Here is a 20,137-nt window from a genome sequence, read left to right as displayed (position 1 = left end):
CTAGAAAGGGAATGTTGGCCTGAGCCAGGACCAAGTGGACCTCATGCTACGAGTCGCACTGTCGCTTGCGAGCCGCCGTCCTTCTCTCCCAGGCCCTTGATGGCCCTCTCGCAGCCCCTTCCGCTAACTGAATCCAATACGCCGAAAACCTGCGCGAGCGGGCAAACCCGTGCTTAGCTGAGCATGCGGCCGGAACCGGTGGTGAGTGCATTCACTCCTCGGCTGGGGTCAATTCAGTGGACACCTCATCTCGGGAACATGACCTCGTTTTTTACGGAGCGACGGGTTTCGTTGGCCGGCTGATCGCCGTCTACGTCGCAGAGCATGCACCGCCGGGTATGCGACTCGGACTCGCGGGCCGCTCCAGGTCCAGACTCGAGGTGGTGCGGTGCGGTGCGGTGCGGTCGCAGTTGCCGGTCGCGGCGCACGGCTAGGACCTCATCGAAGTCGACTCGGAAGACGCGAACTCAATCGCCGCCGTCAGCAGGTGCAACCAACCTACTGGCTGAGTACAGCTGATATGAGTTGAGTCTGTCCTTCCCAAACACCTCCGGAGATGTCAGGACGGGATGTATCAGCTTCCGTTGAGGACTTGGGTTTGATCTGGGGTCCTCCCGATGCCGGAGGTGTTTTTATGTCTGTTCAGGCCTTGGTGGCCATGGAGTTACCCGTGGTTGTTGCCGTCGATGTGGGCAAGAAAGTGGTCTCGTTGTCGGTCACTGATTCGGGGCGGCACCGTCTGTTGGGTCCGGTGGAGTTTGAGATGACCGGCCGGGGCGTGGAGGTGGTCCTCGCCCTGATCAGACGAACGCTGGCAGGGGCGAATGTTCCGGTGAAAGTCGGCATCGAAGCCGCCGGGCACTACCACCGACCGCTGCTGGGTCCGTCAGTGTGGCCTGCAGACCGGCAGGTCCTCGAGCTGAATCCCGCGCATGTAGCCGAACAGCGCCGGGTCCAGGGACGTCGCCGGGTCAAGACGGACGCCCTGGATCTAGAAGCGATCACGGAGCTGGTGCTGGCCGGCCGCGGCATCCTGGTTACGGCTCACGAGGCAGTGATCGGGGAGTTGGGGGCGCGGGCCGCGCACCGGACCCGGAGGGTTCAGGTGCGGACGGCCACTAAGAACCAGTTGCTGGGCCAGCTGGACCGGGCCTTCGCCGGGTTGAGCCTTGTTCTTCCGGATGTGCTCGGCACCAAGGTTGGAAGGCTCGTCGCGGCCGAATTCTCCGACCCTGGCCGGCTTGCGGCGCTGGGCGCGGGCCGGTTCATCGGTTCGCGGCCGCCCGCGGGCTTCAGGTGCGCCGGCCGCTGGCCGAACGCGTCGTCTGTGCTGCCCGCGATGCCTTGGCCACCGTGGAGGCGCCGGTGGCCTGGCGCGTGCTCGCCGAGGACCTAACGCTGCTGGCAGAGCTCAGCGCCCAAATCGACGCGGCCGAGGCAGAGCTCGCCCGGCTGCTGCCGATGAGCCCGTTCGCGACCCTCACAACACCCCGGGCCGGGGTGTTGTGAGGGCCGGGAACTATGGCGGGACGCTGGGTGACCCGCACCGCTGGCCCGGACCATCGCAGATCTACCGGGCCTCGGGGCTCTCTCGGAGCCAGTATGAGTCCGCAGGCAAACGGCGGGACGGATCCATTAGCAGGGAAGGCAGCGTGGCGCTGCGCCGGGCCCTGATCGATCTCGGGGTGGGCTGTGGCTCAATGATGCGCCGAGCCGGGCCTACGCGGCCGGCCTCACAGCGCGGGGCAAACATGGTGGGGTCATCGCCTGCGCCATGGCGCACCGTGCCACTAGGATCGCCTACGCCCTACGTCATTAAGCCCCGTCAGGCCTTCCGGAGCCTTACTACCTCCTCTATGCCGGTGATGCCACCGTCGCACAGCCTATGGGTTGCGGGTGGATGGGCTGATCTCAGCCGGGAATGATGGCCAGCACGTTGTTAGCGTTGCGATTACATGGCCGGGGGAGAGGCCGAAATCAGGCCGACATCCTCCTGGTCGCGGTTACTTCCAGGGTCGGTTTTCGTGGAGGAAGTTGAGAATTCCCCGAGTGCCTTGATCAAATTCGTATTCCTTACGTGCGCCGCCGTCGTCGCTGTATTCGAAAATGTTCACGGATGCCAATGTCGTTGGTGAAGGTATGTGGAAGTTCTCTTATAGGTGTACTTGCCGTCCGAGCTCCAGATGCTTGCTTTTTTCTACCATTGTTGACTACGATTCCAACAGGCAGGGATCGAAGCCCGAACGCAGTACAGTTCACAGGCGCCTTTTGGGCGCCGTGTTCCGTCAGCAAGGGCCGAGCATTCGCGTCACACCCCGAGTGAGCAAAATGGCAGCGTCGCCGGAGTTCGCTCCAGCGTTATCTCTCCAATGGAGGAGCAGAAATGAACAAGAAACTACTTGGCCAATGGCGATTTGGAGCAACAGCGGCGGTTGCCGCTTCGGCTCTATTGATGGCTGGATGCGCCAACGGTCCAGCGTCGAGCGACCAGACAGGCTCGGCGAGCGGCGACGCAGGCGCTTTTGCGGCATCACAAGCCGTCTATGACGAGCTCCTGAGCAACCCTCCGCTCAAAGTCGAGCCGCTACCGAAGCCAGCCGAGAAGGGGGTTACGGTCGCCGTCGTCAACTGCACTCTGCCCGCCTGCCTGCCCGGTGGCGGTGCGGAGCCAGGGGCCGCGCTGGGATGGAACGTAAAAGACTTCCCGTATGACCTCGCAAAAGGTCCGTCGGATGTTGTTGCGGCCATGGATGCCGCAATCGGATCGAAGCCGGATGTACTCATCGTGGCTCAGAACAATGCGGCATCGCTAGTTCAAAATCAGATTGACGCAGCGGTAGCAACAGGCATCAAAGTGATCAATATCGGCTCGCTGGAGGACCCGCCTGGCTATTTGGCCTGCATTCAGTGCGCGCCGGCCGTGGAGGCGCAGGGTGCCGCACTTGCAAACGTCGCGCTGGCTGACGCGGGCTCCAAGACATCGGTTGGATTCGTCACCGACAAGAACATTTCGGCGTTGGGCGCGATGGTTAAGGGGGGCCAGTCGGCGGTCGAAAAGAACGGCGGAGGGAGCACGGCCAAGGTGCTCGAACTGAGTGTCGTCGACAATCCTGCGGCCAACGCCGCGCGCACGGTGAGTTTTCTGCAGCGCAATCCGGACGTGAAGTATCTCCTCTTCACGTCACCCGCCTTCTTGCCTGGCACCAGCAGTGCTTTGAAGGCTGCCGGGCTTGACGTCAAGAAGATTGTCCTCAACCCCTCAAACGATGGTGACGTCGAAATGGTCAAGACCGGCGACGTGGACTTGTGGGTGGCAGGCGAGAGCGGCGATAAGGCCTATATCTGGCGAGTATTCGATGCAGCGGCCCGAGCCGTCCAGGATGCTCCGATCGACCCGAAGCAGCCGATCACCGTGATGCGTCTCATCACACCAGACAAGGCCGATCCTTCCCTGCAGGCGCCGGCGGACTTCAAGAAGGTCTACAAGACCGCCTGGGGTGTGAACTGACCGCTTACTGAAACGGATTCAGAGATCGGGGGTGAGTTTAACCCCCGATCTCTCCTGTAGCATCGCCTCACCCTCCCGATTCCAGCAATCGGTTGAGTGTTGGCGCAGATGGTATTCACTTCGGTCATCTCTCCAAGAGGAACAAGTATGGAAATAACCCAACAGGCCGACCGGATCATTGCGCGGAAAGGGGACGCCGGTGGCTTCTGACTTGAACCGCACGTTCGGCGCCCAAGACGCAAAATTGTCGCTGACGGGTCTGACCAAGATCTTTCAGGGTCAGCGTGCCCTTGATGATGTTTCTCTCGAGCTTCGAGCGGGAGAAATACACTGCCTTCTCGGCCAGAACGGTTCGGGTAAATCGACCCTGATTAAGACGTTGGCTGGCTATCACTCGCCAGAAGCCGGGGCGAGCGCGTTCGTCGATGGTGAGGAATTGGAACTCGGATCGTCCGCGGCTGCTCATAGTCGAGGCATACGCTTCATTCACCAGGATCTAGCGTTGATCGACAGCCTTTCCGTTTATGAAAACCTTGCCCTGGGCAACCAGTACACAGGCCGTTTCTGGCTCTCGGAATCGCGGGAGCGGCGGCATGCAAAGGATGTCTTTACCAAGTACGGCATCGATATCGACGTCGGTGCTTCTCTCGGTGCGCTTGGAGCGGCCAGTCGTACGATGACCGCGATTGTTCGCGCGCTGCACCACGGCGACGCGGTCAACGGCATTCTCGTTCTCGACGAGCCCACCGCATCGCTCTCCGAGGTCGAGAAGGACCATCTCTTCGCGATGTTGCGTGATGTAAAGGCGCAGGGCGGAACGATGCTCTACGTAACGCATCGGTTGCACGAGGTGTTCGAGCTAGCTGATCGCGTGACTGTGCTTCGCGACGGACGCAGTGTTGCGACTCGCGATGTTGCGGACCTGAATCACGACAGTCTGGTGGAGTTGATTCTTGGTCGTCCGGTTGATGCGTTCTACCCGGAGCCTTCAGTTCCCGGAAAAGATGCCGTGCTTGAGATTGCTGGCCTGCAGGGCGGTGCCGTCAAAGACTTCTCCTGCACCGTGATGGCAAATGAGATCGTCGGAATCGTCGGACTCGACGGATCCGGAGCTGGAGATATTCCCCACCTGATCTTCGGGGCCACTAAAAGAGACGCCGGTGACATCAAGCTTGACGGCAAGTCCTGCAACCCGAGCTCGCCCTGGGATGCGATCCGAAAAGGATTTGCGTTTGTGCCGGGTGATCGCAAACGGCTCGGTGGCGTAGCCGACTGGACTCTGCGTGAGAACCTGACTTTACCGAAAATCATTGGCAGGGGCCCTCTCCGCTGGTTGTCCGAGCGGTGGGAGGGCAAGCAGGTGGCTTCGTTCCTCACCGATCTCGAGGTCAAGCCGAACGATACCGAAGCGGGCTTTTCTTCGCTCAGCGGCGGAAATCAACAAAAGGTTATGATCGCGCGGTGGCTGCGATGCCAGGCTCGCGCCTACTTGCTGGATGAACCGACCGCCGGAGTGGATGTCGGGGCAAAGTCCGCCATCTACAACGCGCTGACTCAGTTGGCAGCGGACGGAGCGGCCGTGCTGATGACGACATCCGATCTGGAAGAGGCCTGCGCCGTCTGCGATCGCGTATACGTCGTTCACGAAGGCCGAATTACTGGCGAATTGCGAGGCGCCCGCCTCACAGTCGACAACCTGCTGGGGGAGATGCTTCGGCCCAACACTTCATCTAGGGAGAACCTGACTCATGCTTGACACTACTCAATCTTCGAAGACGCGAGAGCGCACTTCGGAAGCGCCCGGATTCGGCGCACGTCTGGCGCACGTGCAGCTTGGGAGGTACTCCGGAATTTTCATCCTCATTGCGATCATCGCCATCTTCGCGGCGTGGATGCCCCAGTCCTTTCTCACTGAAGCGACGTTTCGCACCATCCTTCAGGGCCAAGCGATCACCGCCATCTTGGCGATCATGTTGCTCTTCCCCCTCGCGACCGGCGGCTTCGACCTTTCTGCCGCACAGATCATGGGCTTCTGTGCCCTCGTCTGTGGGGCACTGATTACGCGCGAGCCACGTCTCGATCCCGGTACGGCGATCCTGCTGGTGATGGTTTTGGGCGCGTTGATTGGAGCGGTCAACGGTTTGCTGGTGACCCTGTTCAAGCTAGGGAGTTTCATCGCGACTCTCGGGACGACGTCGCTACTTGTCGGGGCCGCAGCGCTCGTCGGGAACGGCGAGTACCTTGGGCCATTTCCGGATTCCTTTCGCGGGCTGACGGCTGGCAACGTGTTCGGTATTCCAGTTCTTACCATCTACTTACTTTTGATCGCCCTCGTGTTCTGGTACATCCTGGAGCACACTCCCTGGGGGCGTCGAGTGTATGCGACCGGCGCCAATCCGGATGCGGCTCGGCTCGCGGGAATCCGTACGGACCGGTTCATCTTTTGGAGTTTCGTCATTAGTGGCACCGGTGCGAGTGTCGCAGGCGTACTCCTGGCGTCGAACTTGAACTCAGTGAACCAGTCGCTCGGTCCGCAGTATCTGCTTCCCGCTTTCGCTGCGGCCTTCCTCGGGATGACGCAGTTGAAACCCGGGCGATTCAATATTTGGGGAACGGTGCTTGCAATCTACCTGCTCGGAACCGGCGTCCAGGGACTCCGGCTGGCTGGCGCCGACCTCTGGGTGACCGACGTGTTCAACGGCCTCGCCCTGATTATTGCGGTTGCGATCACAGTCTTCATGCAGCAGCGTAGACGCCGGCGCGAGGTCAAGGCTAAGGCGGCGGAGGCGGAAGGGACTAATGCCACCTCACAAGCGAGCGATGATGTGACTGCAGCGGAACCGGTCAAGAGCTGAGCAACGCGACATTAAAGTATCCCCTCGCTGACGGTGCAACCACGCTGACGGCGAGGGGATACTCGTCCCCGGTAAGGCGAGTTTTCGCGCGCAAACCCTTGACATGACTCGATCTCTTCAGGGATCTCAGCCAGCCGCTCGGCCTGCCAGGAAGCCGAACTCGGCCCCGGCCCGTCAGGCGAGTCATCATCTGGCGAGAGTGGACCAACATCGAGGACAGATGCATGATCCCCGTGAAGAACCTGCGGAGATCCCCTTGGCCCGATCTCCTCATCAACGGGGGGCATTGTCGTCTGTATAAAGCTTGTGGTGGCGTCCCGCTGAGGCTAGGTGCGGGGGCTGTTGCCTGATCGCCGCTCCACCAATTCAGGTCTGTGCGATGGCGGTTCAAGTCCCCAGGCTGGCGGATCTTCCGCCGGCTGTGGCGGGTTTCGTGGTTCCTCGTTCCATTCTTTCGGGTTGGTCATGGGTAGCCACATCTATTCATGGTCCGGGGTTACCGGTACAACATGACGGCCCCGACGGCGGTGTCGAGCCCATAGCGGAAATCATGCCTCTGAAGCTGCTCAATCTTGCAGACAGCAGTGTTCCCGGACGCCGACGCGCGCTGGATTCAATACATGAAGGGGACGGGACGGCCGTGCCGGCCGGCCACCAGGACTGTCCCAGTCCTGGATAAAAAGAAGGTTGTTCCCAGGGCTGGCCAGTGAGGTTAGGGTGATCACGGGCGGTGCCGATGAAGGATCGCCCGGTTGGGTAATCAGGTGCCAGTCATGGAGCTGATTCCAGCGATTCGATTCTCGGGAGGAAGCATGACCAGTCCAGAGCAGGATCCAAGCCAGCAGGAAGGCCCCGCGGACGCTGGCGCGGCCGGCGTCCCCGGCATGCATGACGGGGGTGCCGACAGCGGTGCAGACAGCGGTGCAGACGGAGGCGCCGACGGCGGTGCAGACGGAGGCGCCGACAGCGGTGCTGACGGAGGTGCAGACGGAGGCGCCGACAGCGGTGCTGACGGAGGTGCAGACGGAGGTGCCGACAGTGGTGCAGACGGAGGCGCTGACAGTGGTGCCGACGGTGGGGCTGACAGCGGTGCCGACGGCGGAGCCGATGGGGGAGCCGCAGAACGGGGCATCTAAATTTTGAGCACCACCCGCACGGACTTTCAGGACCCCGACGCCGTGGAAAGCGGCGGGGTCCTGGAGACACGCCTGATTGAGATTAACCGGGAAAGGTTCGCCGGCGACGTCTGGGGGCGAACGGCGCTGCTCACGCGTGATGCAAGCGACTTTTCCGATCTCTTCTCCGCCGAGGCCGTCGACGAACTGATCTCGCGCCGTGGACTGCGCACACCCTTTCTCCGCGTGGCCAAGGATGGCACCACATTTCCCGACTCATCATTCACCTCACCCGCCGGCGTCGGCGCCACCATCCCTGACCAGCTCGACGACACAGCGCTTTGGCGCAAATTCGCGGACGGTGCCACGCTCGTGCTGCAGGCACTGCACCGAACCTGGGAGCCAGTCTCGGACTTCAGCAGCAGGCTCAGCACCGAGCTCGGACATCCGGTGCAGGCCAACGCCTACATCACGCCGCCTCAAAACCGGGGGTTCGACGATCACTACGACGTGCACGACGTCTTCGTCCTGCAGATCGAGGGGACAAAGCGCTGGATCATCCATGAGCCGGTTCACACGGACCCCTTGCGTGACCAACCCTGGACCGACCGCCGCTCCGCTGTGGCCGAGGCCGCGAAAGGCGAGGCCTACATCGACACGGTGCTAGAGCCAGGGGATGTCCTCTACCTGCCGCGCGGCTGGTTGCATGCCGCCCAGGCGCAGGGCGAGGTCTCTATCCACCTCACGCTGGGAATCCACAGCTGGACCCGCTACGGATTGGCCGAACAGCTCGCCCAGGCCGCGCTTGCAGCGCTGGGTGATGATCCCGAGATGCGCCGGACGTTGCCTTTGGGCGTGGACGGGCCAAACGGGGAGATCGACGTCGTCCGTGAGCGGCTGGCGGCCGCCCTCGCTGAGGCTGATGCCACTGCCCTGTTCCACCGCGCCCGGCGAGGACAGGGACGCCCCGCGCCGCTGGGACCGCTGGCCCAGCTCGCCGCTGTCGAAGGCATAAGCCCCGAGTCCAGGGTACGGCTTCGCGATGCACTGGAAGCACGGCTGGAGGGCCTGCGCCTGACCACCCGCGTCGGTTGGCTCGACTTCCGTGAGACCGACCTGCCGTCCGTGATGTGCGCGCTGGACGGTGACGTTCACACCGCGGGTGATCTCGGCGTCGAACTCGTTGAAAGACTACTGCGCGCGGGGGTTCTCGTTCCCGTTGAACAGTGATCCAACCAATAACTTGGCCGCAGCGGCCGCCAGTGAGCGCTTCTTCTGTTCTGATGGCGCCCGGTTGCGCGGCGACCCGATTGCCGGAACGGCGTCGCACGGTGCCGTCTGGGTCCTCATTGAGTATCGGGGCGGGTGGCCGCTCAATGGCTTCGAGGGGCTTGATCTCGAGCCTGGGACCAAAGCTATAGTGCTTTCCGCCGCGAAGACGGCGCGGGCGCGGGTACTGCTGGTGAGGCGGCCCGGCACCCGCCGCCGTGAGGGACAGAGCCATTGGGCCGTGCTGCGCCATGAGAACTCCGGTGCCTTTCGTCAGCAGTGGGGAACGTGGAGCCGGGATGAGGACCTGGCGGAGATTGCCGCAGCCCTCAGCACCCCGGGAGAGCTCGGCCATCCGCCAGTCATCCTGGTGTGCACCCACAGTCAACGTGACCAATGCTGTGCCGTGCGGGGACGGCCTGTGGCACGTGCGCTGACTGAGCGGTGGCCGGAGCTGGTGTGGGAATCCTCGCATGTAGGCGGTGACAGGTTCGCAGCCAACGTGGTGGTTGCACCCGACGGTGTCTACTACGGGAACCTGGACGTTGAGTCATCCGTCGCCACGATCGAAGAACACCTGGCCGGCCGTATCCACGCGGAGTATTTGCGCGGCTACACGGATCTCATCCCAGCACAGCAGGCCGCTGTCGCGGCCACGCTCAGACGTTTCGGCCCGGCTGGCCGGAATGACTATGTGGTTGCGGCGACCTCCCGCGATGGCGATTACTGGCGGGTCCGCATCACCGGCAACCCGCCCCACCCGGCGCGTGTCGACGTCGAACTGCGTGCCCGCCACGCCCCGCCGAACCAACTGACTTGCCGCGGACCGGCAATGAGCTCGGCCATGGTCTACGAGCTCGTTTCAATCCGCGCAGTATAAGGACGGGTTTACCGAAGGCCGTTCGTTTGTCGGTGACGGACGTGTGGCAGGCACCACGGACTGAGTTACCCGCGGCAGGTGGTGGTCGAAGCTAGCGTGGAACAACGCCCTATACCCAGAAGGACCATGAAGACCAACTGTTCTGCCGCCAAAGTCCTGACCGTTGTCACCGCGATGATGCTGGCAGGGTCGCTAGTAGGTTGTGACGCCGCAGCCAACGCCCTTGAGAATATCGACCGTGCTCCAGGCAGCGGTGCCTCGAGCACGGTAGATCCGGCAACTGCCGCCGATGCGCTCGTCCAGCTCAAGAGTATTCCGGTTAAGGGTCGCGCGCCGAAGACTGGCTATACCCGCGATGAGTTTGGACCGGCCTGGGCAGACACGGACCGCAATGGCTGCGACACCCGCAACGACATCCTCGCCCGTGACCTGGCGAACGAGACGTTCAAGCAAGGCACCAACAACTGTGTGGTCCTGACGGGAACCCTGGCCGATAAGTACACCGGCACCACGATTACTTTCACGCGCGGCCAGGACACGAGCTCCGACGTCCAGATCGATCACATCGTCGCCCTCAGCGATGCCTGGCAAAAGGGCGCCCAGCAGCTCAACGCGGACCAGCGCAAGGAACTCGCCAATGACCCGGTGAATCTCATGGCCGCCGACGGCCCCACCAACGGTGCCAAAGGCGACAAAGATGCAGCTACATGGCTTCCGCCCAACAAGGCTTTCCGGTGCGAATACGTCGCCCGCCAAACTGCCGTTAAGGCCAAATACCGTCTCTGGGTCACGCAAGCCGAGCACGACGCCATCGCGACGATACTGCAGGGCTGCGATTGATCGCCGCCGGGACTCCCAGCAGCCTGAACCTGTTCAAAACGCACGGGCCGGTCTCACGGTTGCAGCCAGTGCTCCACTGATCGCTCCCACAGTCCGGGGTCGGCATTCCATTCCTGGGTGTGCCGGCCGATAGGGAAGCGGACCAGTGTCGCGTTGTCCGGGTGAAGTGCGGCGTACTTGGCGCTGACGCTGATCGGTGTGCTGGCGTCGGCGTTGCTGTGCAGGAGGAGAACCGGGAATTCGGGCTTTATGGAGGTGAAGTCCAGGTCTTTGAGTTTCAGGGGTTGGTTCAGCCCGGCCAGCCGGTACAGGGGGCCGCGGAGGATCCACAGCGCCGATCCGGACAGAAATGCGGGGAGCCGTGCCGCCGCCGTGTTGAAGGACAGTGTGCTGTCCCAGTCCAGGACGGGAGCTGTGAGGATAAGTCCGTCGATGCGATCCTTCAGCGGTGACGTGTGCGCGGCAGCCAAGGCCATGGCGGCCCCCATTGACCAGCCGGAGAGGATGATGGAGTCCGCTCCGTGGCTGGCAGCGTAGTCGATAGCTGCATGGACGTCGTCGACCTCAGTATGCCCGAGATGGTGTTTGCCGTCGGTAGTGGCCGGAGCATCACCGTCACCGGTAAAGGAGATCAGCAGTTGCGTGTATCCGAGGCGGTGGAAGAGCGGTGCAGTCCGAACGCCAGTGGCGCGGCGGCCGCCCAGGCCGTGGATGTGGATGACCCATCGCCCGGAGTCGTCGCCGGGGACAAGCCATGCCGGTGCCGGCCCTGGCAGCCAGACGTCGCTGCTGGGCAATCCTGCCTCCGCAGGTGTCGGGTAGGTGTACCCGGACCAGTAACCTGAGGTGCCCGCCTCCAGAACGCCGGCGTAGACCTTCTCCACAGCACGGGTGACAGTGCCTGCTGCCGGTTGATGGGAGAGGATCCGGCCGATCCTGGCATGGCCTGTCCGGTTGCCCCAGTAGAGGCTGAAAACTCCAGGGGAGAGGGTGTCCTCGTCTGCGTGCAGCGTCACTGTGGCGTCGTCTGCTGCCAGGATGCGGATCCGCTCGGGCCGTTCACCCGCAGGGGTAATAAGAGCACGTGCGATATGGAGGGAAGCCCCCGCTGCAGCAGAAACGATGACTGCGGTGGCAGTGCCGGCCAGGAGAAGTGCAGCTTTGGTCACGCTGACACTGTAGCGGCGGGCCGGAACGGCTGTGCATAGTCAGCGCCGGGCCGACCATGTAGCTTGCTCGTATGAAGCCGATCATCCTTCTCGACATCGACGGAGTGCTCAACCCCACGGTCCGCCGCGGTGGCGGCGACAGTCCGGACCCGCAACTGTCGGACGGGAAAGTGGCGCTCGTGCGGCGGCTCGCAACCAAGGGCCGGATCGCCTGGGTGTCCACCTCACCCGGAGATGTGGTGGCCGGACTGGAGGAGCAGCTGCAGCTCGAAGTGGAGCCGCTGCGCGTGACCTTGGCGATGAAGGACAGCGACGTTGATACGCCGACCCCGAAGCTCCGGTCCGTCGCACGGTGGCTGGACCGGATGGACGCCGCGGGGGAGGCGGACTGGGACGCGGTCGTGTGGATCGACGACGTTCTCGGGCCGGACGTGCACGAATGGGCCCACAACTACGCCAAGCCAGTCCTCCTGGAGAAACCGAGCCCGGACCAAGGGCTGACGGAGGCGCATGTTGTCGCGGTCCAGGTCTTCATTGATGCCCAAGCTGGTCCGGAGGTCCGACCCCATGGGCTGACGTAGCATTCGGTTGACAGCCGCCGCGGATCCGGTCAGACCAGCCAGCGCCACCAGCGTGGCTGCTCAGGTTCCGGCGCCGGTTCCGGCTCAGGCTCCTCGCCCAAGGCCAGTGCGGCCTTGACGATGTCGTCCCCAGTTAGCGTCATGACGGCCTCACGATCGAGCGCGTCGAGACTCTGTTCCTCGTCGAGCGACAGCCGCAGCGCCTGGCGGTTCAGCGCCTGCTCGAACAGCGTACGGGCGAACCGTGCGTTGCCGGACTCTTCGCCCGCGTGGAGCCCGGCGAAGATGCGGCGCAGAACCTGGTCGGCGCCCGGTTCCAGTACATATTCGTGCTGGGCCAGCATCTGCTGGAAGATCGTCTCGAGTGCGTCGACGGAGTAGTCCGGGAACGTGATCTCGCGGGCGAACCGGGAGCGCAGCCCGGGGTTCGAGAGCAAGAAGGACTCCATCAGCCGCGGGTACCCGGCCACGATCACGACCAGGCGGTGGCGGTGGTCCTCCATCCGCTTGAGCAGGACCTCGATCGCCTCGGGGCCGAAGTCCATCCGGCCGTCCTCCGGGGCCAGCGCGTAGGCCTCGTCGATGAACAGGACGCCGTCCAGCGCCCGCCGTATCACCCGGTCCGTCTTGATGGCAGTCGCCCCGACGTACTGCCCCACCAGGCCCGAACGGTCCACCTCGACCAGGTGGCCTTTCTGCAGCAGACCGACCGCGCGGTACATCTCGGCCAGGAGCCGCGCCACGGTGGTCTTGCCCGTGCCCGGGTTTCCGAGGAACACCAGGTGCTGTGAGGTGGCCACCTCCGGCAGGCCGTGCGCCTTGCGGCGGGCCTGGACCTGGAGCAGTGCGACGAGGGCCCGCACCTGCTCCTTCACGGTCTCCAGTCCCACCAGCCCGTCGAGCTCGGCCTGCACTTCGGACAACGGGCGGGCCGGGCCGGGCCGCGAGCCGATGAGATCGCCGACCAGGTCGTCGACGCGCTCCGAAGTGGGCAGCTTGAGCTGATCGGCCAGATGGCCGATGGTTTCGCGCAGTTCGTCGAGCGGATGGCGGCTGGGAGCCATGCATCCACTGTAGTACTCAATTCCTGACCGGGGTTGGGCGATTGCCCATTCCACACGTGCAAGCTGAAGGCCATCATGGAAGGTACAGAGCGCTGCGATTTGAATCGGAGGCTGCAATGATCCAGGCCCTGCTGTGCAAGTTCAACATCCGGCACGAATGGCATCTCGAACACGCCGATGACGGGGCCGTCTATAGGCGGTGCCGGCGGTGTGGCAAGGATGACGACCAGCGTGGGGAAGGAAGAAGAGGTGACTTCAGCGCGTGGATAGGTCCGACGGCGGGAGGTTGACGAGCCGGGCCGTCTGAACCAGGTCTTCGGGGGAGTGGCGAAGGTCCGGCGATCCGGCGGTTACAGGTCAGTTAGGTTCTCGCTGGCGTCCGTGAACTGTTCGCCACGGTCGAGTCCCAGCTTGCCACGCACCGACCAGGCGCCAGTAAGAACTAAGCCGCCCTTTCATCGGAGCTTTGGATCTCCACACCCTGGACTGTGCCGCTGACTTCGGCTGGCGGCCGGCGTCGGGCTTTGACCAGAACAATCAGCATGGTCAGGATGGTGACCGTCCAGGCAATCGCGGCGAGGAAGACCAGACCGATTGCCACTAAGGGGTGCATGCCGAAAGTCTAGGACGGCGCCGCCTGGATTCCCGGACGCAACTCCGCAGCATCGAAGCCGGAAATTTGCACAAGCAGGGACCAATACCGGTGGAAATGCCCGAGGGCACGAAAAAGGTGCGCCCCGTTCGCTGAGCGCACCCTTTCGATTCCCCTCGCAGCCGCATCCCCATCCGACTGCACGTATCATAAGCATGCTTATAGTCGAATTGGCAAGCTTCCGAGTGCCCTGGCAAAGGCTGCCGTGAATCCATGGCGAGGAGTCAAGCCACGTATCTTTAAGGTCTCATGGCAAGGAAGCGAGGATGTCGTGCGGCCACGCTTTGGTGAGCACGTCGTTCAGCTCTTGATCCGAGCTGGAGACACAGTAGGGGGTGTGGTCCGGGTTTAGAACGGCGAGGTTCACTGGGACCTTGTAGAGGCCCCAGGGCTGGATCTTGTTCGCAAGGTAGCCGGTCAGCTTCAGGTCGGTGTACTCGGGCGCATTCCACACCCTGCACGCACGCTGGAGGTCATCGGGGTGAATCGCGATCCAGACTCCGAAGCGCAGCTCGTGCCCGCCCTCAAGCTTGACGGGGAGCAGGGCTCGGACGAACGGGCTGATGTATGGAATCTGCATGAGTGTCGCCTGGTTGGGGTCCGGGTCGCTCAGCCAGCTGTCCTCGGCGCGGTGTTGGTCCGGGCTATTCAGGACCGGGTCCGGGAGCCGGAAGCGGACGTCCCTGTCATGCGCAGACGTAGCCCGCGCGCACATCGCACACGTGTGCTTGCTGTCCATCATTGATCCCCCAAGTCCCAGTCCTAAAGGCGAGTCTACGTGGAGTCGGAACCGGGCGTCCCGCCGTCGGACAGGGGGCAACGGCGCCATAGCTGGGCTTCCAACGTGCGGGCGCTTATGGTGAGGTCGGCACCACGGCTGGGCCGTCGTCGTCGTTCCTGCCCGCGAGTCTGCAACATCCAAAGGCGACTTGTGGACCTCTACAACCCGGCCTGTTTGATCAGCTCCGTCAGCCAGGGGCGGTGGTCACGATGGAATGCTATGCCTTCGGGCAGCCCCTGCACGGAGGGTTCGGATCCTTTGATATCGATGGTGATCCGGCCTCCCGCCATGGGCGCATTGGTGATGTGGAGGTCGCCGTATGATCCGGGAAGTGCCGGATCCATCCACAGGCCCCCGCGGGAAATATGGGCGTCGTACCGCATCAGGCTCGTCACCAGCATGATCGGGGTGGTGGCTGCCCAGGCCTGCGGGGAGCATGCCGTGGGATAGGGCACGGGCTCGGCGACCTGGTCACGGCTGAACCCGCAGAAGAGTTCGGGGAGGCGGCCATCGGTGTGGTCGGCCGCCTCGAACAGGGCGGTGGCAATCCGCTGGGCCTCATCCACGAAGCCGTAGCGCATAAGCCCGGCGGCAATGATGGCGTTGTCGTGCGGCCAGACCGATCCGTTGTGGTAGCTGGCGGGATTGTAGGCCCCCATGTCGCTGGCGAGGGTTCGAACGCCCCAGCCGCTGAACATTTCGGGGGACACCAGCCGTTCCGCTACCTGCGGTACCTTGTCTTCGTCCACGATGCCGTGCCACAGGCACTGTCCCATGTTGGACGCGCACGCGTCGACCTGCCGTTTTTCGCCGTCGAGGGCGATGGCGAAGTAGCCGCGCTCAGGCATCCAGAACTCTTCGTTGAACCTCTTCTTCAACTGGGCTGCTTCACCCGTGAGCTGGGCCGCCAAGGCCTCGTCACCGGCGTCGAACGCCATCCATGCCCGGGACAAGAATGCACTGTAGGCCAGTGCCTGGGCTTCGCAGAGGGCGATAGGGGGTTCGGCGAGCCGGCCGTCCGCGAAGTTGATGCCGTCCCAGGAGTCCTTCCAGCCTTGGTTGATGAGGCCGGAATCGTTGAGGCGCTTGTATTCGACGAACCCGTCGCCGTCCTTGTCGCCATATGTCCTGATCCAGTCCAGTGCGCGGTCCGCGTGGGGCAGCAGCGCGGCGATGGTGTCCTTGGCAAAGCCCCAACGGCTCACTGAGGCTACGGCCATCACGAATTGTGGAGTGGCGTCGACGCTGCCGTAGTAGGCGGATTTCCCACCCAACGCCAGCCCGCCGGACACGCCGAGCCTGACTTCGTGCAGGATTTTCCCGGGTTCCTCCTCGCTCATGGGATCCACCACAGTGCCCTGGCGGTCGGCCAGCGTCTGCAGCGTGCCAAGTGCCAGGGAAGGGTCCACGGGCAGTGCCATTTCGGATGCCCACAGCGAGTCCCGGCCGAAAAGGGTCATGAACCACGGCGCTCCGGCGGCCACGACAATCCGCTCCGGATGGGCGGGATCCTCGATGCGGAGCGCGCCCAGGTCATCGTAGCTGCGCCGCAGGGTCCGCTCGATGGAGCGGTTCCCGATATGCAGTTTGGGAATCTTTGCTACCCATTCCTGGCGGCGGCGGTCGCTGAGGGATAGCTCACCGCTCAGCGGACGGACGAACGACGCCGGTTGCGCGCCGTTCGTGGTCGGCACCACTGTCAAAACGGTGCTCCACTGTCCGTGCGGTGGGATGACCACCCGGTACGTCACACCCTCGGTGGTGACGTCGGCGCCGCCGGCGTTGACGACGACGGCCTTCCGGACGTCCTGCCAGGCGCCCCTGATGGTCAGGGAGTCGCCCTCCGGGCGGCGGGATTGTGCCCAGTGCCGTTCGACGCGCGCCTCTTTCACTTCAAAAAGATCCGCGAAGTCCGATTCAACGGTGAGCGAGACGCGGCAGTCAGCGGCCTCCGAGGAGTAGTTCCGGATGGTGATCTCCTCACGGATGCCGGCACCGACCTCCCTCAGCCTTTCCACAATCATGGGACTGTCCGCGTAACCGTCGGAACGGGGAACGCGGCCAATGAACAAGGCCCGGTAGGGTTCCTGCGTTGATGCTGTCAACGGCTCCAGGACCTGCCCGTTGACTGTCAGGTTCCAGCGCGACAGGATGCGGGTGTCCTCATGGAAAACGCCGTGCGGATGTTCCGGGTGGATGTCCCCATTCGCCGACGAAATGCAGAAGGAAGGCCCCTCCACCAAGGTGACCGTGCCGGCCCCCACCGGCCCGGCAGCCGTGTCGGCATTCCATCCAGCCATCACGGTCTCCTTTCAGCCGCTTATGTAAGGCTCCTCGACTGTTGGCCCGCGCCGTCGATCGCTGCCTTACTCCATTGCAAAAGACGCTACGCCTGCAGGCCGTTGGACGGTAGGAGGCAACTGCGACAGCTGCCCTGTTAGGGCGCTTGGCGATCCGGAGGCCGATCATAGGGACACCCGCCGTGCATCTCGATCATCGGAGTCGGTACACAGCCAGCGTGACTTCTGCTCGGAATGATCTTTCAGGCAACGGTGGGCAGCTTGGGATGGTTTGATTAGTCGGTGCTCGGTCTCAGACGCCTCGTGGTCCTTGTCCTGTTTGCGGTGTTCGCCACTACCGCCGCCTTGTTCTGGGTGCTTGGGCAGCGTGGGGCGGAAACAGGGCATGTCATTTCTCCACCACCGCGGGCCGGCGCTGAGCTCGAGATGCTTACCTCCGGCATGACCACGGCCGTGAATGTCACCAGAAATGCGGATGCCGATTGGGTTGCTCGCGCAGCCGGGCAAACCGGGATCCCGGAACGCGCGCTGCGTGCGTACGTTGCCGCGGCGGAGACAGCAGAAGCTGCTGCTCCCACGTGCGGGATCGGTTGGAACACCGTGGCGGCCGTTGGTTTCGTTGAGACAGCACATGGGACGTACGGTGGCGGCGGCCTCACCGCCGCGGGGCAGGTGAACCGTCCGGTTGTAGGCCCGGTCCTTGACGGTGCCGGCTTCGCCGCTATCGCTGACACGGACGGGGGTGCCCTGGACGGGGATGACCGCTGGGACCGTGCCGTGGGACCGATGCAGTTCATTCCCTCCACCTGGCAGCTTGTAGGGCGGGACGGTAACGGGGATGGAACGGCGGATCCGTTCAATATTGACGATGCGGCCCTCAGTGCAGCGACCTATCTGTGTGCCCGCGGCCGTGACCTCACAACCGCCGAAGGGTGGACCGCCGCGATCTATGCCTACAACCAATCCGACGCCTACATTCAACAAGTTCGTGACCAGGCCACGGAATACGCCGCGATCACAGGCCCAGTCACGGTGCGGTAAGCGCCGAGGCCACCGCTTTGCCCAGTTCTTCGGTGGTGGCGTTGCCGCCCATGTCGGGTGTCAGGGTTTCGGGTCCGCGGGCGAGCACGGCTTCCATGGCGGTGGTGATGGCGGCGGCTGCCTCGGCTTCGCCCAGGTGATCCAGCATCATCGCCGCGCACCAGATCTGCCCGACGGGGTTGGCGATGCCTTTGCCGGCGATGTCGGGGGCGGAGCCGTGGACCGGTTCGAAAAGGCTGGGGAACTTCCGTTCGGGGTTGATATTGCCGCTGGGGGCGATGCCGATGGTTCCGGTGCAGGCCGGTCCAAGGTCGGAGAGGATGTCACCGAAGAGGTTGCTGGCCACGACGACGTCGAACCAGTCCGGGTGCATCACGAAGTTCGCCGCGAGGATATCGATGTGGTATTTGTCCACATCGACCTCCGGGTAGGCGGCGGACATGGCCTGCACCCGTTCGTCCCAGTAGGGCATGGTGATGGAGATGCCGTTGCTCTTGGTGGCTGAGGTCAGGTGTTTCCTGGGACGGCTTTGCGCCAGGTCGAAGGCGTATTTGAGGATGCGGTCCACGCCGGTGCGGGTCATGACCGTTTCCTGGACCACGGTTTCGCGGTCGGTGCCTTCAAAGATTTTCCCGCCGATGCTGGAGTATTCGCCTTCGGTGTTTTCGCGCACGACATAGAAGTCGACGTCGCCCGGGGAACGGCCGGCCAGGGGGCTGGGAACGCCGGGGAGGAGTTTGACCGGACGGAGGCTGACGTACTGGTCAAAGTGGCGACGGAACTGAAGAAGGCTGCCCCACAACGAGATGTGGTCGGGGACCACATCAGGCCACCCGACGGCGCCGAAGAAGATGGAGTCGAACTGGTTCAACTGATCGAACCATCCGTCGGGGAGCATTTTGCCGTGCCGGGTGTAGTAGTCAGCGGAGGCGTAGTCGAAGTGCTCGTATTTGAGGTTGAGGTCAAAGACTGACGCCGCGGCGTCCAGGACGCGCAGTCCTTCCGGCACGACTTCGGTGCCGATTCCGTCGCCGGGAATGACTGCGATGCGGTGGGGTTTCGACATCAGGAATCCTTCTTTATCTGTTCGCAGGTTTTGGGTTAGCGGCCGACCGGATGTGCCGGTTCGCGGTTTTCGAGGACGTCGATGACGGCCTGGGCCGCTGCCAGGCCGGCCCGCGTCCGGGCTTGGGTTGTCTGGCCAGCGAGGTGGGAGGTGATGAGCAGGTTGTCCAGGCCTCGAAGGGGGCTGTCGCCGGGCAGGGGTTCGCTCTGGAGCACGTCCAGCGCAGCCCCGGCGATGGTGCCGTCGTGGAGTGCTTTGGCCAGCGCCTCTTCATCCACAAGGGAGCCGCGGGCCGTGTTGATGAGGAAGGCGGTAGGTTTCATCGCTTCCAGCCGGGGCGCGTCGATGAGCGGGCCGGTGTGCTGGCCTGCCCGTGTGTGCAGGGAGAGGTAGTCGGCTTTGCGGATGACGGTGTCGGGATCGGCGAACCGGGCGGCGGTGGTGTCAGGGTCGGGGTGGGCGGTACTGATCAGGACATCCATGCCCAGTGCGGCACCCAGGTTTGCGGTAGCGCGCCCGCTCGGGCCGTAGCCGATGATGCCGAGGGTGGAACCGCGCAGTTCGTTGCCGGCTTCTCGGGGCCAGTGTCCCTGTCGGACGGCGGTGGTGACCTCAGAGAGGCGGCGTGCGGCCATGATGATCAGTCCGATGGTGAGTTCGGCGACGGAGTGGTGGTTGGTCCCGGGAGCGTTGCAGACCCTGATTCCCTGTGCGGCCACGGCCTCGATGTCGATGGAGTCGTATCCGACCCCGCTGCGGGCGATGACTCTGAGCGACGCGGCCTGCGGGAGCATGTCGGCGGTGACCGGCTCGCTGGCGAGGATGGCCCCGGAGACGCCGTCGAACAGCGCGCGGCGTTCCCCAACAGGCCGCGGGCCTCGAAATGGTGAGTAGACGGGTTCCAAACCATGATCGCGCAGCAGTTGGTCGACGGCATCCCCAGGATGGAGGTAATCGGTGGTGATCAGTATGCGAAGGGCCATGGTGTTCCTCGTCGATGGTGTGGCGGGGGAGTC

Annotated in this window: 18 protein-coding genes; 11 read left to right on the top strand and 7 right to left on the bottom strand. The window is 63.6% G+C overall.

Going from position 1 to position 20,137, the window contains the following annotated elements; translation table 11 throughout:
- Positions 1 to 634: 634 nt before the first annotated feature.
- From ARTSIC4J27_RS23030 to ARTSIC4J27_RS11985, 9 genes are all read left to right on the top strand, one after another.
- Positions 635 to 1,396 (top strand): IS110 family transposase, encoded by a 762-nt coding sequence (locus ARTSIC4J27_RS23030; RefSeq protein ID WP_200900821.1) that lies wholly within the window; start codon positions 635 to 637, stop codon positions 1,394 to 1,396.
- Positions 1,326 to 1,925 carry a transposase gene (locus ARTSIC4J27_RS23565; protein WP_407681132.1) on the top strand — a complete coding sequence of 200 codons (600 nt, stop codon included), beginning with the start codon at positions 1,326 to 1,328 and terminating at the stop codon, positions 1,923 to 1,925. The genes ARTSIC4J27_RS23030 and ARTSIC4J27_RS23565 overlap by 71 nt, the downstream gene beginning before the upstream one ends.
- Before the next feature lie 458 nt (positions 1,926 to 2,383).
- Positions 2,384 to 3,508 (top strand): sugar ABC transporter substrate-binding protein, encoded by a 1,125-nt coding sequence (locus ARTSIC4J27_RS12015; protein ID WP_083435433.1) that lies wholly within the window; start codon positions 2,384 to 2,386, stop codon positions 3,506 to 3,508.
- A gap of 199 nt (positions 3,509 to 3,707) precedes the next feature.
- The gene (locus ARTSIC4J27_RS12010) at positions 3,708 to 5,264 is read left to right on the top strand and encodes a sugar ABC transporter ATP-binding protein (RefSeq protein WP_161799575.1); all 1,557 of its coding nucleotides are present in this window, start codon (positions 3,708 to 3,710) and stop codon (positions 5,262 to 5,264) included.
- Positions 5,257 to 6,363, top strand: coding sequence for an ABC transporter permease (locus ARTSIC4J27_RS12005; RefSeq protein ID WP_083435432.1), 1,107 nt, complete (start codon positions 5,257 to 5,259; stop codon positions 6,361 to 6,363). Before ARTSIC4J27_RS12010 ends, ARTSIC4J27_RS12005 begins: the two co-directional genes overlap by 8 nt.
- A gap of 812 nt (positions 6,364 to 7,175) precedes the next feature.
- Entirely contained in the window at positions 7,176 to 7,499 is a 324-nt protein-coding gene (locus ARTSIC4J27_RS12000; protein WP_083435431.1) for a BatC protein, read from the top strand.
- Between the two features lie 3 nt (positions 7,500 to 7,502).
- Positions 7,503 to 8,708: a cupin domain-containing protein gene (locus ARTSIC4J27_RS11995; protein ID WP_050055415.1), complete on the top strand. Its 1,206-nt coding sequence runs from the start codon at positions 7,503 to 7,505 to the stop codon at positions 8,706 to 8,708.
- 79 nt (positions 8,709 to 8,787) lie between these two features.
- On the top strand, positions 8,788 to 9,627 hold the full coding sequence (locus ARTSIC4J27_RS11990; protein ID WP_083435448.1) for a sucrase ferredoxin: 840 nt from the start codon (positions 8,788 to 8,790) through the stop codon (positions 9,625 to 9,627).
- Positions 9,628 to 9,753: 126 nt separating this feature from the next.
- Positions 9,754 to 10,467: an HNH endonuclease family protein gene (locus tag ARTSIC4J27_RS11985; RefSeq protein ID WP_050055413.1), complete on the top strand. Its 714-nt coding sequence runs from the start codon at positions 9,754 to 9,756 to the stop codon at positions 10,465 to 10,467.
- A 53-nt stretch (positions 10,468 to 10,520) separates the two neighbouring features.
- Here the strand turns inward: ARTSIC4J27_RS11985 and ARTSIC4J27_RS11980 are convergent, their stop codons facing one another.
- On the bottom strand, positions 10,521 to 11,636 hold the full coding sequence (locus ARTSIC4J27_RS11980; protein WP_050055412.1) for an alpha/beta hydrolase family protein: 1,116 nt from the start codon (positions 11,634 to 11,636) through the stop codon (positions 10,521 to 10,523).
- A 71-nt stretch (positions 11,637 to 11,707) separates the two neighbouring features.
- On the opposite strand from ARTSIC4J27_RS11980, the gene ARTSIC4J27_RS11975 reads away from it, so the two are divergent.
- The gene (locus ARTSIC4J27_RS11975) at positions 11,708 to 12,217 is read left to right on the top strand and encodes an HAD domain-containing protein (RefSeq protein WP_050055411.1); all 510 of its coding nucleotides are present in this window, start codon (positions 11,708 to 11,710) and stop codon (positions 12,215 to 12,217) included.
- A gap of 29 nt (positions 12,218 to 12,246) precedes the next feature.
- On the opposite strand, the gene ARTSIC4J27_RS11970 is transcribed toward ARTSIC4J27_RS11975, so the two are convergent.
- From ARTSIC4J27_RS11970 to ARTSIC4J27_RS11960, 4 genes are all read right to left on the bottom strand, one after another.
- A complete protein-coding gene (locus ARTSIC4J27_RS11970) occupies positions 12,247 to 13,281 on the bottom strand; it encodes an AAA family ATPase (protein WP_050055410.1) in 1,035 nt (344 codons plus the stop codon).
- 442 nt (positions 13,282 to 13,723) lie between these two features.
- Entirely contained in the window at positions 13,724 to 13,894 is a 171-nt protein-coding gene (locus ARTSIC4J27_RS22795) for a hypothetical protein (protein WP_161799574.1), read from the bottom strand.
- Between the two features lie 286 nt (positions 13,895 to 14,180).
- Complete coding sequence (locus ARTSIC4J27_RS11965) at positions 14,181 to 14,672, bottom strand: DUF2199 domain-containing protein (RefSeq protein WP_161799573.1); 492 nt, start codon at positions 14,670 to 14,672, stop codon at positions 14,181 to 14,183.
- 200 nt (positions 14,673 to 14,872) lie between these two features.
- Positions 14,873 to 17,014 (bottom strand): amylo-alpha-1,6-glucosidase, encoded by a 2,142-nt coding sequence (locus ARTSIC4J27_RS11960; RefSeq protein WP_050055408.1) that lies wholly within the window; start codon positions 17,012 to 17,014, stop codon positions 14,873 to 14,875.
- A 282-nt stretch (positions 17,015 to 17,296) separates the two neighbouring features.
- On the opposite strand from ARTSIC4J27_RS11960, the gene ARTSIC4J27_RS11955 reads away from it, so the two are divergent.
- Positions 17,297 to 18,055, top strand: coding sequence for a lytic transglycosylase domain-containing protein (locus ARTSIC4J27_RS11955; protein ID WP_050055407.1), 759 nt, complete (start codon positions 17,297 to 17,299; stop codon positions 18,053 to 18,055).
- Here the strand turns inward: ARTSIC4J27_RS11955 and ARTSIC4J27_RS11950 are convergent.
- A complete protein-coding gene (locus ARTSIC4J27_RS11950) occupies positions 18,042 to 19,121 on the bottom strand; it encodes a tartrate dehydrogenase (RefSeq protein ID WP_050055406.1) in 1,080 nt (359 codons plus the stop codon). The genes ARTSIC4J27_RS11955 and ARTSIC4J27_RS11950 overlap by 14 nt on opposite strands.
- A gap of 35 nt (positions 19,122 to 19,156) precedes the next feature.
- On the bottom strand, positions 19,157 to 20,104 hold the full coding sequence (locus tag ARTSIC4J27_RS11945; RefSeq protein WP_050055405.1) for a phosphoglycerate dehydrogenase: 948 nt from the start codon (positions 20,102 to 20,104) through the stop codon (positions 19,157 to 19,159).
- Between the last annotated feature and the right edge of the window lie 33 nt (positions 20,105 to 20,137).

Source organism: Pseudarthrobacter siccitolerans, assembly GCF_001046895.1.
GTDB lineage: Bacteria > Actinomycetota > Actinomycetes > Actinomycetales > Micrococcaceae > Arthrobacter > Arthrobacter siccitolerans.
This window is presented reverse-complemented; position numbering and strand designations above follow the sequence as displayed.

Excerpts from the sequence above, each read along its gene's own strand:
- ARTSIC4J27_RS23030 (WP_200900821.1), top strand. The coding sequence starts at position 635 with ATGTCTGTTCAGGCCTTGGTGGCCATGGAGTTACCCGTGGTTGTTGCC.
- ARTSIC4J27_RS12015 (WP_083435433.1), top strand. The coding sequence starts at position 2,384 with ATGAACAAGAAACTACTTGGCCAATGGCGATTTGGAGCAACAGCGGCG.
- ARTSIC4J27_RS12005 (WP_083435432.1), top strand. The coding sequence starts at position 5,257 with ATGCTTGACACTACTCAATCTTCGAAGACGCGAGAGCGCACTTCGGAA.
- ARTSIC4J27_RS12000 (WP_083435431.1), top strand. The coding sequence starts at position 7,176 with ATGACCAGTCCAGAGCAGGATCCAAGCCAGCAGGAAGGCCCCGCGGAC.
- ARTSIC4J27_RS11985 (WP_050055413.1), top strand. The coding sequence starts at position 9,754 with ATGAAGACCAACTGTTCTGCCGCCAAAGTCCTGACCGTTGTCACCGCG.
- ARTSIC4J27_RS11975 (WP_050055411.1), top strand. The coding sequence starts at position 11,708 with ATGAAGCCGATCATCCTTCTCGACATCGACGGAGTGCTCAACCCCACG.
- ARTSIC4J27_RS11970 (WP_050055410.1), bottom strand. The coding sequence starts at position 13,281 with ATGGCTCCCAGCCGCCATCCGCTCGACGAACTGCGCGAAACCATCGGC.
- ARTSIC4J27_RS22795 (WP_161799574.1), bottom strand. The coding sequence starts at position 13,894 with ATGCACCCCTTAGTGGCAATCGGTCTGGTCTTCCTCGCCGCGATTGCC.
- ARTSIC4J27_RS11965 (WP_161799573.1), bottom strand. The coding sequence starts at position 14,672 with ATGGACAGCAAGCACACGTGTGCGATGTGCGCGCGGGCTACGTCTGCG.
- ARTSIC4J27_RS11960 (WP_050055408.1), bottom strand. The coding sequence starts at position 17,014 with ATGGCTGGATGGAATGCCGACACGGCTGCCGGGCCGGTGGGGGCCGGC.
- ARTSIC4J27_RS11950 (WP_050055406.1), bottom strand. The coding sequence starts at position 19,121 with ATGTCGAAACCCCACCGCATCGCAGTCATTCCCGGCGACGGAATCGGC.
- ARTSIC4J27_RS11945 (WP_050055405.1), bottom strand. The coding sequence starts at position 20,104 with ATGGCCCTTCGCATACTGATCACCACCGATTACCTCCATCCTGGGGAT.